Annotated in this window: 15 protein-coding genes; 12 read left to right on the top strand and 3 right to left on the bottom strand. The window is 74.9% G+C overall.

Going from position 1 to position 15232, the window contains the following annotated elements:
* Positions 1-68 precede the first annotated feature (68 nt).
* Positions 69-1076: an ATP-binding protein gene (locus ACFV6I_RS27745; RefSeq protein ID WP_380428261.1), complete on the bottom strand. Its 1008-nt coding sequence runs from the start codon at positions 1074-1076 to the stop codon at positions 69-71.
* Positions 1077-1294: 218 nt separating this feature from the next.
* On the opposite strand from ACFV6I_RS27745, the gene ACFV6I_RS27740 reads away from it, so the two are divergent.
* Entirely contained in the window at positions 1295-2185 is an 891-nt protein-coding gene (locus ACFV6I_RS27740; RefSeq protein ID WP_380428260.1) for an oxidoreductase, read from the top strand.
* A 417-nt stretch (positions 2186-2602) separates the two neighbouring features.
* On the opposite strand, the gene ACFV6I_RS27735 is transcribed toward ACFV6I_RS27740, so the two are convergent.
* Positions 2603-3502 (bottom strand): HAD family phosphatase, encoded by a 900-nt coding sequence (locus tag ACFV6I_RS27735; RefSeq protein WP_079135773.1) that lies wholly within the window; start codon positions 3500-3502, stop codon positions 2603-2605.
* 727 nt (positions 3503-4229) lie between these two features.
* Here ACFV6I_RS27735 and ssd point away from each other — a divergent pair.
* The 7 genes from ssd (at position 4230) to ACFV6I_RS27700 (ending at position 10204) form a co-directional block, all read left to right on the top strand.
* Positions 4230-5354, top strand: a complete 1125-nt coding sequence (ssd, locus tag ACFV6I_RS27730; protein WP_380428259.1) for a septum site-determining protein Ssd — start codon at positions 4230-4232, stop codon at positions 5352-5354.
* Positions 5354-6703: a TadA family conjugal transfer-associated ATPase gene (locus tag ACFV6I_RS27725; RefSeq protein WP_380428258.1), complete on the top strand. Its 1350-nt coding sequence runs from the start codon at positions 5354-5356 to the stop codon at positions 6701-6703. Before ssd ends, ACFV6I_RS27725 begins: the two co-directional genes overlap by 1 nt.
* 198 nt (positions 6704-6901) lie before the next feature.
* A complete protein-coding gene (locus ACFV6I_RS27720; RefSeq protein ID WP_380428262.1) occupies positions 6902-7891 on the top strand; it encodes a type II secretion system F family protein in 990 nt (329 codons plus the stop codon).
* Positions 7892-8070: 179 nt separating this feature from the next.
* Positions 8071-8658 (top strand): type II secretion system F family protein, encoded by a 588-nt coding sequence (locus ACFV6I_RS27715; protein WP_380428257.1) that lies wholly within the window; start codon positions 8071-8073, stop codon positions 8656-8658.
* Positions 8659-8791: 133 nt separating this feature from the next.
* Positions 8792-9064, top strand: a complete 273-nt coding sequence (locus tag ACFV6I_RS27710) for a DUF4244 domain-containing protein (RefSeq protein ID WP_063348693.1) — start codon at positions 8792-8794, stop codon at positions 9062-9064.
* A 292-nt stretch (positions 9065-9356) separates the two neighbouring features.
* Positions 9357-9716: a TadE family type IV pilus minor pilin gene (locus ACFV6I_RS27705; RefSeq protein WP_380428256.1), complete on the top strand. Its 360-nt coding sequence runs from the start codon at positions 9357-9359 to the stop codon at positions 9714-9716.
* A complete protein-coding gene (locus ACFV6I_RS27700; protein ID WP_380428255.1) occupies positions 9704-10204 on the top strand; it encodes an Rv3654c family TadE-like protein in 501 nt (166 codons plus the stop codon). The genes ACFV6I_RS27705 and ACFV6I_RS27700 overlap by 13 nt, the downstream gene beginning before the upstream one ends.
* On the opposite strand, the gene ACFV6I_RS27695 is transcribed toward ACFV6I_RS27700, so the two are convergent.
* Positions 10199-12745, bottom strand: coding sequence for a DEAD/DEAH box helicase (locus ACFV6I_RS27695; RefSeq protein ID WP_380428254.1), 2547 nt, complete (start codon positions 12743-12745; stop codon positions 10199-10201). The genes ACFV6I_RS27700 and ACFV6I_RS27695 overlap by 6 nt on opposite strands.
* Positions 12746-12966: 221 nt before the next feature.
* Between ACFV6I_RS27695 and bldG the strand changes: the two genes are divergently transcribed.
* From bldG to ACFV6I_RS27675, 4 genes are all read left to right on the top strand, one after another.
* Positions 12967-13308, top strand: coding sequence for an anti-sigma factor antagonist BldG (gene bldG / locus ACFV6I_RS27690; RefSeq protein ID WP_049659132.1), 342 nt, complete (start codon positions 12967-12969; stop codon positions 13306-13308).
* A gap of 165 nt (positions 13309-13473) precedes the next feature.
* The gene (locus ACFV6I_RS27685) at positions 13474-13893 is read left to right on the top strand and encodes an ATP-binding protein (RefSeq protein ID WP_063348694.1); all 420 of its coding nucleotides are present in this window, start codon (positions 13474-13476) and stop codon (positions 13891-13893) included.
* A 204-nt stretch (positions 13894-14097) separates the two neighbouring features.
* On the top strand, positions 14098-14262 hold the full coding sequence (locus tag ACFV6I_RS27680; protein ID WP_380428253.1) for a cyclophilin-like family protein: 165 nt from the start codon (positions 14098-14100) through the stop codon (positions 14260-14262).
* A gap of 117 nt (positions 14263-14379) precedes the next feature.
* Positions 14380-15105, top strand: coding sequence for a hypothetical protein (locus ACFV6I_RS27675; RefSeq protein WP_063348695.1), 726 nt, complete (start codon positions 14380-14382; stop codon positions 15103-15105).
* The last annotated feature ends 127 nt before the right edge of the window (positions 15106-15232 follow it).

Genomic DNA, 15232 nt, shown 5'->3' with positions numbered 1-15232 from the left:
CGCGCGGCGGGGCCGCCGCCCCCGGCGGGGCGGCCCCCCCCCCCCCGCCCCGTTCGGGCGGAGCGGCGTCAGACGTGTGCACCCGCCGGGGCGGGCCGCTCGCCGCCGACCCCGAGCCCGCCCAGCACGAAGGTCTCGTCTACCTGGGCCGCGAGGTCGACGCCGACCTTGGCGTTGGCCCAACTCTCCGCGTTGCGCACGTGGAAGAGCACGGCCTGCTCGGTGTAGCGCCGCACGTCCCGCTGCCCGTACGCGGCCTCGGCCTCGGCCCGCAGTTCCTCCAGGACGGCCCGGTTGGCCGGCTCCAGCGACTTCAGCGGCGGCTCGGCGCCCTGCTCCAGACGGCGCACCCAGTCCGAGTGCCCGAAGGTGGTGAGCAGGTCGTCGCCGACCTCCCTGCGCAGGAACGCCAGGTCGTCCGGGCCCTGCACCTTGTTGCCGATCACCCGCAGCCGGACGCCGAAGTCGCGGGCGTAGTCCTTGTACTGGCGGTAGACGGAGACGCCCTTGCGGGTCGGCTCGGCCACCAGGAAGGTCAGGTCGAAGCGGGTGAACAGGCCGGAGGCGAAGGAGTCCGAGCCCGCCGTCATGTCGGTGACCAGGTACTCGTCGGGGCCGTCCAGCAGGTGGTTGAGCAGCAGTTCCACGGCGCCGACCTTGGAGTGGTAGCAGGCCACCCCGAGGTCCTCCTCGGTGAAGGCGCCGGTCGCCAGTAGCCGGACCGAGCCCTCGTCCAGGGCGATCGGGCGGGCGCAGGCGGCGTAGACCGGGTTCTCCTCGACGATCCGCAGCAGGCGCGAACCCCGGCCGGGCGGCGTGGTCTTGATCATCTCGTCGGCTGAGCGGATCAGTGGGTTGCTGCCGCGCAGGTACTCCTTGATCTCCGGCAGGTGCGCGCCGAGCGAGGGCAGCTCCGCGGCCTGGGCATCCGTCAGACCCAGGGCCGGGCCCAGGTGCTGGTTGATGTCGGCGTCGACGGCGATGACCGGCCGGCCCACGGCGGCCAGATGGCGGATGAACAGTGCGGACAGCGTGGTCTTCCCGCTGCCGCCCTTGCCGACGAAGGCGATCTTCATCTGGGACTCCGGCTCTCGCTCTGGGCCCGCGCTCGGGGGCCACCTGCTCAGGGGTCGCACATGCCGAGGCCCCTAAGTGGAAATAGTTATCGTCTCCGATAGTGGCCATGCTAGCCGGGGTTTGGGCCTCCTCGGCGGAGGGAAGTGAGGATTGCCTCTAACGGGTGATCCGGGGTTGCTGTTCCGGGAGGGGCCGGCTGTTCATTACTCTCGGGTAGGTGAGCACTGGAACAGATCCCCTCGCCCCGCTGGCCCAGCTCCCCGGGGTGCCCGACGCCGTGGCCGAGGTGCGCAAGGCCGTCGACCGGCTCTACGGCCACCGGGTGATGCGCCGCCGCGCGGCCGAGGTCACCTCCGAGTCCGCGCTGCGCGGCGCCCGCGCGTCGGCGGCGCTGGCCGGGGCCGACTGGCCGCTGGAGGAGGTCCGGCGCCGCAGCGACTTCGGCGCGGACCCCGAGGCCCGGACGGTCGGCGCGGCCCTGCGGATCGCCGCCGAGGCCGGCCAGCTGCTCAGCATCTGGCGGCACTCGCCGCTCCAGGTGCTGGCCCGGCTGCACCTGCTCGCCGTCGGCGACGGCGAGCCGTCCGCCGGGCGGCCCCGCCGCGCGGGCGAGGGCGTCGAGGAGCTGTTCCCGCTGGGGCTCAAGCCGGTGGAGAGCGTCGAGGTCGCCCAGGTGGACGAGCCGCTGCCGGTGCTGCCGCCCGCCCCGGGTGCCGAGGAGGTCGCGGCCCGGCTCGACCAGCTCTCCCGGCTGCTGGTGGCGCGCGCCGAGGGCCAGGGCGTGGGGACGCCGGCCCTGGTGGTCGCCTCCGTGGTGCACGGCGAACTGCTCGCGCTGCGGCCGTTCGGCGCGTACAACGGCGTGATCGCGCGGGCCGCCCAGCGGATCGTGCTGCTCGCCGAGGGGCTCGACCCGAAGTCGATCTGCCCGGCCGAGGTCGGGCTGGCGGAACTCGGCACCGACGCCTACCGGCGGGCCCTGGCCGGCTACCTGGCGGGCACGCCTGAGGGGATGGCGGCCTGGATCGCGCACTGCGGGCGGGCGCTGCGGCTCGGGGTGCGGGAGAGCACGGCGGTCTGCGAGGCGATGCAGCGCGGGATGGTCTGAGCGGGCGCGGGAGGGGCGCGGGGCTCTTCCGGCGCTTCTGACACGAAGATGCGGCGGCACCTGATCCTGCCTGGTGCCGCCGCTGGTGCAGATACCGGGTGACCATGCATGCACCGGAAGTGCTGATCAGACGGGGATCCTGCCCGTTCGTCTGGTCCAGCGGCCCGACAGCGGGTCGGCTGCATGTGGGTGCTCGGTTATCTGTACACGCGGTCCGTGGGGCCTTAACTGCGTTGTCGGTTTGACCTCTTCGGGTCCTGACCGGGTCTCGCGGGCCGTGCTTCATTTGTATCGCGTTTCGGGCGAAAGGGGAACCCGAAAAGTGAACTCTGCGCTGATTGTCTGATTTGCCTGCGTTGCGGGGGTCCGCGGTGGGTGGCCCGCGTCTGCTGCGTTGCGGGGCCCGCGGCGGGCGGCTCAGGCCTCCGGACGGCGCCGGTGGGCCAGGTACCAGATGACCCCGGCGGTCACGGCCGCCGTCCCGATCGCCACGGCCGTCAGCACCGAGCCGCTCGGCGCGGAGAACTCCGGGAGCCGCCGCCGCAGTTCCACCGGCCGGTCGAAGACCAGCACCGGCCACTCCCGGGCCTGGGCCTCCTTCCGCAGCGCGCGGTCGGGATTGACCGCCGACGGGTGGCCGACGGCCTCCAGCAGCGGCAGGTCGGTGGAGGAGTCGCTGTAGGCGTAGGAAGCGGCCAGGTCGTAGCCCTCGGACTCGGCCAACTCCCGGATGGCGGCGGCCTTGTTCTCGGCGTAGGCGTAGTACTCGATCTCGCCGGTGTAGCAGCCGTCCTCGACCTTGAGCCGGGTGGCGATCACGTGGTCCGCGCCGAGCAGCGCGCCGATCGGCTCGACCACCTCGGAGCCCGAACTGCTGACGATCACCACGTCCCGACCGGCCGCGTGGTGCTGCTCGATCAGTGAGGCGGCCTCGTCGTAGATGATCGGGTCGATCAGGTTGTGCAGCGTCTCCGCGACGATCTCGCGGACCTGCTGGACGTTCCAGCCCCGGGTGAGCGAGGAGAGGTACTCGCGCATCTTCTCCATCTGGTCGTGGTCCGCGCCACCGACCAGGAAGACGAACTGGGCGTACGCGCTGCGCAGTACGGCCCGACGGTTGATCAGACCGCCCTGGTAGAACGGGCGGCTGAAGGCCAGCGCGCTCGACTTGGCGATGATGGTCTTGTCCAGGTCGAAGAAGGCCGCCGTGCGCGGCCCGCCCGGCCTGGGGCGAACGGGTGAGCGGGTCTGCGCGGGCCCGGTGGCCTCGCCCGGGGACTCGTCGGCGTGGTCGTCGGCGTTCTCGGTGGTGTCCACGGGAACCGAGGATAGAGGGAGCCGCAAAACAGGCCGCCATTCGGTGTACTCGTGGGCGTGCGGGTTTGTGTTTCTGGCCGCTCGGGTACACCATGGAAGTCACGGATCGTTCGCGACCGTGCTAACCCGGTCCGGCTCCTCCCCCCCGAGTCGGGCTGTGGATAGACGACCCCCGCTCTCCCCCCCGGCGGGGGTCGTCGCACGTCCGGGGCCATTTTCAGGGCCTGAAGGCCCTTCGCGGCGAGCGCCGCGGCCGCCCCGTCGACGGTGTACAGGGGGTGTCGACACCCTGGTCCACTGACCACCTTTCGTCACTCTGTGTCGCCATTTGCTCATGGCTGCCCATGGCTCTTCGGCTGGTTCCGATCGGTGGGCCGGGCTGCTGCGGCGGGGTGTCCGAGCGGCCTTCGGGAGGGTTCGCCGGGTGGCCGGCGGGGGGCGCGACGGGCTTCCGGTTCGTCTCCGTGATCCCCGATCGTCAATTCTTTGACGATTAATCCCCCGCCCGGGTGAACGTTTTCCTCCACAGCCCACGAGTTATCCACAGGGATTCGCATCGTGGATGACGGAATCCCGATCTCCCCCCACCGTGATGGTCGGCGGCGGTCGCCGGGCGGATCTCACCTCCCTCTCTCCCACGAGGTCTGCCGGGCGGCCGTTCGCCGGAACCGTCCGACGTGCGCCCCGGACCGCCCCTGGCGGCCGTCGGCGCAGAGGGGAGCCCGCCATGTCGACGCCGATCGCCGACCACGCCACCACCGAAGGGCCCGGGGCCACCGGTCCGCTCGTCGTCACCGAGGACGAGGGCCTGGCCGAGCACCTGCTGCGGCTCTGCGCGGCCGCCGGCACCGAACCGAGGCTGATCCGGGGCGCACCACCGCCGCGCGAGCTCTGGGAGGGCGCCTCACTGGTGCTCATCGGGGACGACCAGGCCGCCCGGTGCGCCGGGCTCGGCCGGCGCGGCGGGGTGCTGCTGCTCGGGCTGGACCTCGACGACGCCGGGGTGTGGGTCAGAGCCGTCCAACTCGGCGCCGAGCACGTGCTGTTCCTCCCCGACGCCGAAGCCTGGCTGCTCGACCGGATCGCCGACGCGGCCGAGGGCGCCGGCTCCCCGGCGCTCACCGTCGCCGTGCTCGGCGGCCGGGGCGGGGCCGGGGCCTCGACCCTGGCCTGCGCCCTCGCGGTCACGGCCGCGCGGGCGGGGCGGCGGACGATGCTCATCGACGGAGATCCGCTGGGCGGCGGCCTCGACATCCTGCTCGGCGGCGAGGCGGCCCGCGGGCTGCGCTGGCCCGATCTGGCCGGTTCGCGCGGGCGGGTCAGCGGGGTCGAACTGGCCAGGGCGCTACCGGTGCTCAAACGGATCTCCGCGCTCTCCTGCCTGTCCTGGGACCGCGGCGACACCCTGACCGTGCCGCCGGAGGCCATGCGCAGCGTGCTGGCCGCCTCCCGGCGGCGCGGCGGGCTGGTCGTCGTCGACGTGCCGCGCCATCTCGACGCGGCCGCCGGGGGGCGGGGGGCGCAGCCCGCCGGGGCGCGGGGGGTGGGCCCGCCCCCACGGGGCGGGGGGGCCGCCCCCGCCGGGGGCGCGGCGCCCGCCCGGATGCGGCTCGGGGACGTCCGGGCGGTGGTGCGGTCACCGCGCACCTTCGGACTCCCGGCCCACCGGATCGCCCGCGGGCTGCGGCTGGAGCTCGCGGGGGAGTTGGAGCCGGAGCCCGGCCTGGCGGAGGACGTCGAGAAGGGCGTCCCGCCCGGCATCCGGGACGGCGGCCCGCTCGCGCGCTTCTGCGAGACCTTCCTGGACGAGGTGTTGCCGCCGGTGCCGGCGGTCGGAGGAGGTGTGTACTGATGGTCCGTCTGCGCAGAACAGGCCCCACCGTGCGGGCGGGGGGCGGTCCGAAGAGCCGGGGCGACGGTGCGCGGGAGCACCGGCCGCTCAGGAGCGTGCCGCCGCCCGGCGGGCCACCCGAGGCGCCGCGCCACCCCTGCCCGTACGGGCGCACCGCCCGGGAGGAGCGGACGGCGGAGCTGGTGGACGCGGTCCGGTTGCGGCTGGCCGAGTCGGGTGCCGCCCCGACGGCGGGGTCGGTCGCGGCCGTGCTGCGGGCCACCCGGCCGCCGCTCGGCGGGGACGAAGTCCTGGACACCGTGCGCTCGCTGCGCGCCGAACTGGTGGGTGCGGGCCCGCTGGAGCGGCTGCTGGCGGCGCCCGACGTCACGGACGTCCTGGTGAACGGTCCGGACGAGGTGTGGGTCGACCGTGGCGGCGGCCTGCACCGGGCCACCGGAATCCGGTTCGCCGACGCCGAGGCGGTACGGCGGCTGGCCCACCGGCTGGCCACCGCGGCCGGGCGGCGGCTGGACGACGCGCGGCCCTGGGTGGACGCCCGGCTGCCGGACGGCACCCGCCTGCACGCCGTGCTGCCGCCGATCGCGGCCGGCTGCACGCACATCTCGCTGCGGGTCTGCCGGCCCCAGCCGTTCACGCTCGACGAACTGGTGGCGGGCGGGGCGCTGCCGCCGGAGGGCGCCGGCCTGCTGGCCGGCATCCTGCGGGCCAGGCTGTCGCTACTGGTGTCCGGCGGGACGGGCACGGGCAAGACCACGCTGCTCGCGGCCTTGCTCGGCCTGGTCGGGCCGGAGGAGCGGATCGTCATCGCGGAGGACTCCGCCGAACTGCGGCCGGCCCATCCGCACGTCGTCCGGTTGCAGAGCAGACCGCCCAACCAGGAGGGGCTGGGTGAGCTCACGCTGCGGGACCTCGTCCGGCAGGCACTGCGGATGCGTCCGGACCGGCTGGTGATCGGAGAGGTCCGCGGGGCCGAGGTGTCGGACCTGCTGGCCGCGCTGAACACCGGGCACGAAGGCGGATGCGGCACGGTGCACGCCAACACGGCGGCGGACGTGCCGGTCCGGCTGGAGGCGCTGGGCTCGCTCGCCGGGCTCGACCGGCCCGCGCTGCACAGCCAACTCCGGGCCGCACTCGACCTGGTGGTGCACCTGGTCAGGGAGCCGGGCTCGGGGCGCCGCCGGGTGGCGGAGATCCACACGTTGGCCGCCGGCCGTGACGGCCTGGCCGTCACCACCCCGGCGGTGGAGTTCCCGGTGGCGGGCGGTCTGGTCCCCGGGGCGGGTTGGGATCGACTGGTCGGGCTGCTGGCGGTGCGCGGGGTATCGCTCGCTGCGGGGCCGACGTGACGGCGGCGGTGGCCGGGTTGGCAGGTGCGGCCGGGTTGGCGAGTGCGGCCGTGCGGGCGGCGGAACTCGCGTTCGTCCTGCTGCTGGGCGGGTGCGCGGCGGGCGCCCTGACGCTGCTCGGGGCGTGGAACAGGAAAGACCGACGACCGGGAGGGTCCTGACGTGATGAGTGATCAGAGTTCTTTCTGTTGGGCATTGGTGCTGTGCCTGCTGGCCGTCGCCGCATGGCGTGCGGTGCAGGAGCAGCTGCCGGGCGGTCGGCGGTACAGGCTGGTGCTGGCCGGCAGCGGGCCCCCGCCCGTTCCGGTGCCGGGCCCGCCGGCGGTGACCGCGGGGCGCGCCCGGCCGCGACCGTCCGGCTGGCTGGCGCCCGAACTGTTGCTCCTGCCGGTGGGGTTGGCGGCCGGGCAGGCGACCTCCTCGCCGTTGCCGGTGCTCGCCGCCGGGCTGGCCGTACTGCCGCTGCGGCGGTGGCGGCTGCGACGGCGCGTGACGGTGGAGGCCGGGCGGCGGGCGGCCGCCGTGGTGGAGCTCTGCACAGGGCTGGCAGGGGAGTTGCGCGGCGGGGCGACGCCGGAGCAGGCGTTGCACCTGGTCACGGCCCGCCTCGCGGACGACCCGGACGGGCTGCGCCGGCTCGGCGAGGAGCCGGTGGCGCGGCTCGCGGCGGGCCGGTACGGCGGGGACGTGCCCGCCGCGCTGCACCTGCTCGCCGAACTGCCGGGCGGGAGCGGGGCGTCGGCGATCGCGGCCTGCTGGCGGGTCGCCTCCGACGGCGGGTCGGGGCTGGCCGTCGCGCTGGACCGGGTGGCGGAGGCGCTGCGCGGCGAGCGGGCCCTGGCGGAGGAGATCGCCGGGGAACTGGCGGGGCCGCGGACCACGATCGCCGTCCTGGCCGCCCTGCCGGCCGCCGGGCTGCTGCTGGGGGCGGCGCTCGGGGCCCGGCCGGTGGGCATCCTGCTGCACACGCCGGCCGGGCTGGGGTGCCTCGCGGCGGGGGCGGCACTGGAGGGCCTGGGCGTGCTCTGGACGGCGCGCATCGTCCGGGCGGCGGCTCAGGGCGCTCAGAGCGCCCTGGAGGCTCCCCGGCGGGCTGCCGGGGCGTGGGGCTCTGGTGGTGGCGGGAGCTGCGGGCTCTCACGGGTACGGGCTCGGGTACGGGCGCGGGCGGAGGTGGTGTCGGGGTGATCCGGGGAGTCGGGTGGGTGATCGCCGGGGGGCCGGTGATGGTGGCCGGTGTGGTGCTGGTGCGTGGGTGGGCGCGACAACGGCGTTTGTTCGGGCGGGTGTTGGTGCGGGTGCCGCCGGCATCTGGTGGTCGTGGTCGTGGTCGTGGTGGCGGGCGTTGGCGGCCTGTGGCCCTGGCCGTGGGTGCCGGGGCCGGCGCGACGGTGTTGCTCGGCGGCGCCTTCGGGGTGGTCGTCGGGGCGCTGCTGGCGGCGGGTGTGCACCGGTGGTCGGCCCGGGTGCGGTCGCCGACGGAGCGGCGGGCGGTCCTGGAGGAGGAGCTGCTGACCAGGCAACTCCCGCTGAGTGCGGAGCTGTTGGCGGCCTGCCTCGGTTCGGCGGCCTCACCCTCGGCAGCGGTGTCGGCGGTCGGCCGGAGCGTGGGGGCACCGATGGGGCCCCGGCTGATCGCGATCGGTGCCGAACTGGCCCTGGGCGCACCGCCGGAACTGTGCTGGAGCCGTCTGGGCGAGCAGCACCCGTCGCTGGCCCCGCTGGCCCGCTGCCTGGTCCGGACGAGCCTCGGCGGGGCTCCGGCGGCCGGGCCCTTGATCGGGCTCGCGCAGGGGCGGCGGACGGCGGCGGCCCGGGCGGCCCAAGCCCGGGTCCGCCGGGCGGGGGTGCTCGCCACCGCTCCGCTCGGGCTCTGCTTCCTCCCGGCCTTCGTCCTGATCGGCGTGGTGCCGGTCGTCATCGGCCTCACCACCCGCTTCGCCCAGGGCGGGTGAACGCGGGGCCGCGCCAAGCGGATCGGCGGCGGAGCCGTGGGCAGCGGCGTCGGCGGCAGCCGCGTAGGAGGCATCGGGGACATCGGTATGGCAGGGCATCGGTATTTCGGAATTTCGGAGACAGGAGAGATTCATGACTGCAGTGATCGCAACGAGGCCCGGCAGCGGGCGCGCGCTCCGTCAGGCGCCCGGGGTGTGGCGGCGCAGGAGCCGCTGGGCGGCCCGCCGGATGCGCGGGATGGCCCGGAGCCGGGGCCGGTCGGACGCCGGGATGACCACGGCGGAATACGCCGTCGGCACCTTGGCCGCGTGTGCCCTCGCGGCCGGGCTGTACAAGGTGGTGACCAGCGCGACCATCATGGGGGCGTTGACCGATTCACTGGAACGGGCGCTTCATGCGACCTAGCGACCGTCCACGAACTCCCGCCTGCACGGCGGCGTTGGGGAACGCGTCTCGTCGCGTTGCCGTCGGCCGGCAGGCGTCCCCCGGCCTTCGGCCGGGAGGTGCCCCCTCCGGGTCGGGCCCCTCCACTGCCGTTCGGTGCGCGCACCCCGACGCCGCCGCGCACCGCCTCCGGGCGGATGGCAGGAGGCCGAAGGCTCGCCCTGGCCTGGCGGCGGCACGTGGTGGCGGGCGGGCGCGGTCGCTGCGGCCGGGCCGTCGCGGCGATGCGGGCTTCGTCACGGCGGAGACCGCGGTGGCCCTGCCGGCGCTCGTCCTGCTCGCGGCGATGCTGATCTGGGGCGTACTGGCGGCGGCCGCGCAGATCCGCTGTGTGGACGCGGCCCGGGTCGGGGCCAGGGCGGCTGCACGCGGGGAGACGGACGCCGCCGAACTCGCCCGCGCGGCCGCGCCGCCGGGAGCTCAGGTGCGGGTGGCGATGGCGGCGGAGGTGGTGCGGGTGGAGGTGGACGCGCCGTGCCGGGCGCCGGGCAGGCTCGGCGGGCTGCTCGCGGTACGGCTGGGCGCGACCGCGGTGGCGGCGCGGGAGGACACCCTCGTGGGGGTCACGGGAGGAGCGGGAACCGCGGGAGGTGGTGGTTCATGGCCGGCCTGACCGGGGTGCGGTCGGGGGTGCGGCGGTGGGCGAGGACTCGTACCGCCCGGGCGGCCGCCGTCGGCGGGCGCGGGCCGGACGCCGGTTCGGCGACGGTCTGGCTGCTCGCCCTGGCGATGCTCGGCACGGCGGTCTTCGCCGGGACGATCGCGGTCGGAGCGGTGGTCGCCGCGCGGCACCGGGCCGAGTCGGCCGCCGACCTGGCGGCCCTCGCGGCCGCGGACCGGCTGCTGCTGGACCCGGACGGCGGGTGCGGGCGGGCCGAGGTGATCGCCGCCGCGCAGGGCGCCGGTCTGGTGTCCTGCACGGTGGACCGGACGGGGGATGCCGTCGAGGTGGTGGCCGAGGTGACGGTCGGTGGGCTGCCGGCGCGTCTGCCGGTCGGCCCGGCGCGGGCGAGGGCTCGGGCCGGGCCGGTGCGGGCCGCGGTCACCGCCGCCGAGGACGGCCTCGGCGGGCCGACCGGCGGCTCGGCGGCGGGCTCATGAGCCGGTCGGCGGCCCACCGTCCGCGCTCGGCTCGGGCTTCGCCCCGGAGTCCTTCTCGTGGTCCTTCTCGGGGTCCGTCTCGTGGTCCGTTTCGGAGCTCGCTGAGGGGTCCGCTGAGGGGCCTGTTGAGGAGTCTGCTGAGGGAGTCGCCGCTCCAGGGTCCACTGAGGGGTCCGCCGTCCTGGAGCCTGCCGTCCGGGCGCCTGCCGCCCCGGAGCCTGCCGTCGTGGGGGCGCCGGCCAACAGGACGTCCAGCAGTTGGACGGCTGCGGCCTTGTCCAGCGGCTCGTTCCCGTTGCCGCACTTGGGTGACTGGACGCAGGACGGGCAGCCGCGCTCGCACTCGCAGGAGGCGATCGCCTCGCGCGTGGCCGTCAGCCACTCGACGGCCCGCTGGAAGCCGCGTTCGGCGAAGCCGGCCCCGCCCGGGTGGCCGTCGTAGACGAACACGGTGGGCAGTTCGGTGTCGGGGTGCAGCGGGACGGAGACCCCGCCGATGTCCCAGCGGTCGCAGGTGGCGAACAGCGGCAGCAGGCCGATCGAGGCGTGTTCGGCGGCGTGGGCGGCGCCGGGCAGCTGGTCGAGCGGAAGGTCCGCGTCCAGCAGCTGGTCCTCGGTGACGGACCACCAGACCGCGCGGGTGCGCAGCGTGCGGGGAGGCAGGTCGAGCTTGCTCTCGCCCATGATCTCCCCGGTGGAGATCCGCTTCCGGAGGTAGCCGACTACCTGGTTGACCACCTCCACCGAACCGAAGCTGAGCCGGCCCTCGCCCCAGGGAACGGTGGTGTCGGTGTCGAGCACGGAGATGGAGGTGATGTCGCGGGCGGCCGTGGTGTACGGCGGGTCGGCCGGCTCGACCAGGGCGACCGAGTTCTCCAGGTCGAGTTCCCGAACCAGGAAGGTGCGGCCCTGGTGCAGGTGGACGGCCCCGGTGTGGACGGTGGTGTGGGCGGCCGCGGCGTCCACCGTGCCGAGCAGGCGGCCGGTGTCGGCCTCGACGATCTGCACCGGGCTGCCGCCGCTGCCGCGCAGGTCGACGGCGTCGGCCGCGCGTTCGCGGCGGGTCCAGTACCAGGAGCCGTCGCTGCGCCGGCGCAGCAGGCCGCGCCGTTCCAGGACGGGCAGCAGCGGTGCGGTGGAAGGGCCGAACAGCTCCAGGTCGGCGTCGGTGAGCGGGAGTTCGGCGGCTGCCGCGCACAGGTGCGGCGCGAGCACGTGGGGGTTGTCCGGGTCGAGCACGGTGGCTTCGACGGGCGCCGCGAACAGCGCCTCCGGGTGGTGCACCAGGTAGGTGTCCAGCGGGTCGTCCCGGGCGATCAGGACGGCCAGCGCGCCCTGGGCCTCGCGGCCCGCCCGCCCGGCCTGCTGCCAGAGCGAGGCCCGGGTGCCGGGGTAGCCGGCCATCAGGACGGCGTCGAGGCCGGAGACGTCGACGCCGAGTTCGAGAGCGGAGGTGGAGGCGAGTCCGAGCAGCCGGCCGGTGTGCAGCGCGCGTTCCAGGGCCCGGCGTTCGTCGGCGAGGTAGCCACCGCGGTAGGCGGCCACCCGGTCGGCGAGCGGTCGGCCGAGCTGGTCCTGGGTCTGGAGGGCGACGAGTTCGGCGGCCCGGCGGGAGCGGACGAAGACGACGGTGCGGGTCTGGCGCTCGACCAGGTCGGTCAGCAGGTGTGCGGCCTCGGAGGTGGCCGTGCGGCGGACGGGCGCGCCGTGTTCGCCGACGTTCTCGGTCAGCGGCGGCTCCCAGAGGCCGAAGACCATCGGTCCGCGCGGCGAGGCGTCCTCGGTGACCGCCCGGGCGGGCAGGCCGGTCAGGCGCTCGGCGGTGGCGGCCGGGTCGGCGGTGGTGGCGGAGGCGAGCAGGAAGGTGGGTGACGAACCGTATCGGGCGCAGATGCGGCGCAGCCGCCGGAGCACCTGGGCGACGTGCGAGCCGAACACGCCCCGGTAGCTGTGGCACTCGTCGACGACCACGTAGCGCAGCACCTTGAGGAAGGAGGCCCAGCGGGCGTGGGCGGGCAGGATGCCGCGGTGCAGCATGTCCGGGTTGGTGAGCACGTACGAGGCGTACTGGCGGACCCACTCGCGTTCCTCGGGCGGGGTGTCGCCGTCGTAGAGGGCGGGTCGGACCCGGGGCGGGGCGAGTTCGGCGGCCCGGCGGCGCTGGTCGGCGGCGAGCGCCTTGGTCGGGGCGAGGTAGAGCGCGGTGGCGCCGCGGCCGTTGCGGGCCTCGGTGCCGTCCAGCAGGTCGCTGAGGACCGGGGCCAGGTAGCCGAGCGACTTGCCCGAGGCGGTGCCTGTGGCGATCACCACAGTCTGACCGCTTTTGGCCAGATTCATCGCTTCTGCCTGGTGCGCCCAGGGCTGCTCCACGCCGACGGCGAGGGCGGCGGCCACGATCTCGGGCCGGATCGACTCGGGCCACGGCGCATAACGCGCAGGTCGGGCGGGAAGGTGCTCCGTATGGGTGAGCCGGTCGGACCGCCCCCGGCTGGTGGACAGGGTCGTGAGCAGTGCCTCGGGCAGGCTGTGTCGGGGCGGCATGAGGACCCAGTGTGTCACCGGCGTGACGGAGAATCGTCGTAAGCCATCGTGCGGGCATGGTCGCAGGTGGTTGAATGTGGCCGTGACGGCCGGATGGCCGTGGGTCGCAGCGCCGAGGCTTGCCACGTGTGGCTGGGCGCGCCCGGGCTCGCGACCATGCGGTGGCGGCCGGCCGGCCGAGGATCGCACATGACGTAGCAAGGCAAGGTGCTGGAGGTTCCGTGGACCTGTCCCTGTCGACCCGTTCAGTCGGCGATCGTACGGTCGTCGAGGTTGGCGGCGAGATCGATGTGTACACCGCCCCGAAGCTGCGGGAGCAGCTGGTCGAGCTCGTCAACGACGGCAAGTACCACCTCGTCGTCGACATGGAAGGCGTTGACTTCCTCGACTCGACCGGTCTCGGTGTGCTGGTGGGCGGTCTGAAGCGGGTGCGTGCCCACGAGGGCTCGCTGCGCCTGGTCTGCAACCAGGAGCGCATCCTGAAGATTTTCCGCATCACCGGCCTGACCAAGGTCTTCCCGATCCACACCTCGGTGGACGACGCGGTCAACGCGACCGACTGACGCGGCCGGGCCGGCCCGTGCCCGTGGAGGCCGGCCCGTTCGTTCCAAGCGTCCGGGGTGCCGGGGCCTGCGGGCCCCGGTGCTTCCCGGCCGCCCCGGGGCCGGTTCCGCCGGCCCGCAGGGGCCGCATCGTCGGCCCTGGTCGGAGCACCCCGAAGGGGAGAGATGGCAACCGTCGAACTTCGATTCAGCGCGCTTCCGGAGCACGTGCGAACGGCCCGGCTGGTCGCCGCGGCCGTCGCGAGACGGGCCGGGGTCGACGAGTCGGTGCTCGACGAGGTACGGCTCGCGGTCGGTGAGGCCTGCTCCCGTGCGGTCGGCCTGCACCAGCGCGGCGGCATCGGTGGCACGGTCCGGGTCGCGTTGACCGACCAGGAGAAGCGTTTCCTCATCGAGGTCGAGGACGAGGCCGGCCCCGCCGCCGTCCCGGCCCCCGGCGCCGCCGAGGGGGCGGACCCGGACGAGGACACCCTCGGCCTCGCCGTGATCACCGGCCTGGTCGAGGACCTGGAGGTCACCAACGGCACGGACGGCGGCCTGATTCGGATGAGCTGGCCGGTCTCGGTCGAGTCCGTGGTGGTCTGAGGGCCCGGCCTTCGGCGTGCCTCGTGTGCCCGGGGTGGTCCGGGCGTCGGCCCGGTCCTCTGGGACGCGTTGAAACGTTGTTGAATCTGGCGGTTCGCTGCTTCCGGCACGATCGGGTCCGATCGGTGATCGGACCCGTCGCGACAAGGAAGCCCCTGCGGATTCGCATTCTGTGGCTGGGCGCAGGCAGGACAGGCCGCCGCCATGCTGGAGGCCGCACCCACCACCGAGGCGCTCCGGGCCGAGCTGCCGATCAGCTCCTCGGTGAGCACCTGGGGCGAAGAGGTCTACTTCGGCACGCCGGTCGGCGTGCCGCGCGCCGTCCGGCCCGGCGATCCGATCCGCCCGATCCGTGTCGAGCACGCCTGAGCGGGGCCGGGCACCCGGTGGGGGCAACCCGGGGCCCGGGAACCGGTCGGCAGGCGGCGGACATCGGCCGTGTAGGTTCGACGACCGAAGACGACCGAAACCGAAAGGCTCCTCCCGGTGAACAAGCGACTGCTGGCCGTACCCGTCCTCGGCGCGCTGCTCGCGTTCGGCGCCGTCGGCTGCGGCGGCGACGACAACGGCAAGCAGCTGGAGTCCTGGGCGTCGAACGTCTGCGGCTCGGCCAAGGACCCGATCGTCCAGGCGCAGGCCGCGCTCGCCGACACCGCCCAGGTGAAGACCGGCGAGACCCCGACCGAGCTGCAGAAGCGGCTCTCGACGGACATCGGGCGGCTGGCCAAGACCAACCAGGACATCGCGGCGGCCATCACCGCAGCCGGGGTGCCCAAGGTGAAGGACGGCGAGAACCTGCAGAAGGACGCCGTCGCCGAGTTGACCAAGGCGGCCGACGGCTATCAGGACATCCAGAAGAAGCTGGACGCCGTGACCAACACCGACCAGTCGAAGTTCGCGGACGGCCTGCGCAGCATCTCGGACCAGATCCAGCAGTTGGCCTCGCTGTCCACGCAGGCGCAGGGCAAGCTGCAGCGCGGCGACCTCGGCGCGGCCATGGCCAAGCAGGACGGCTGCAAGCCCGCCGCCGCGGCCCCGGGCGGCGCGTCCGCCACGCCGAGCGCCGGGGCGCCCGGTGGGACGCCCGCGCCCGGCGCGACGGACGGCGCGAGCCCGTCGACCACCCCCTCCGCGGGCACCGACACCACCCCGGCTAGCCCGCCCGCCGCCCCGCCGACCACCCCGACCACCCCCGTGCCCAGCGCGAGCTGAGCCCAGGGCCGTCGGGCCGTCGGGCCGACCGGGTCCGCGCGCCGGCGGGGCCCGGGGGGGGGGGGGCCGCCCCCGACCCCCCAAGCCGGCCCCCAAAAAGGCCCCCCCCCCCCCCCCCGCCCCCCGG

The sequence above is a fragment of the Kitasatospora sp. NPDC059803 genome (assembly GCF_042732255.1).
Classification (GTDB): Bacteria; Actinomycetota; Actinomycetes; order Streptomycetales; family Streptomycetaceae; genus Kitasatospora.
Note: the sequence above shows the minus strand (reverse complement) of the source record. Positions and strands in the feature narration are given on the sequence as shown.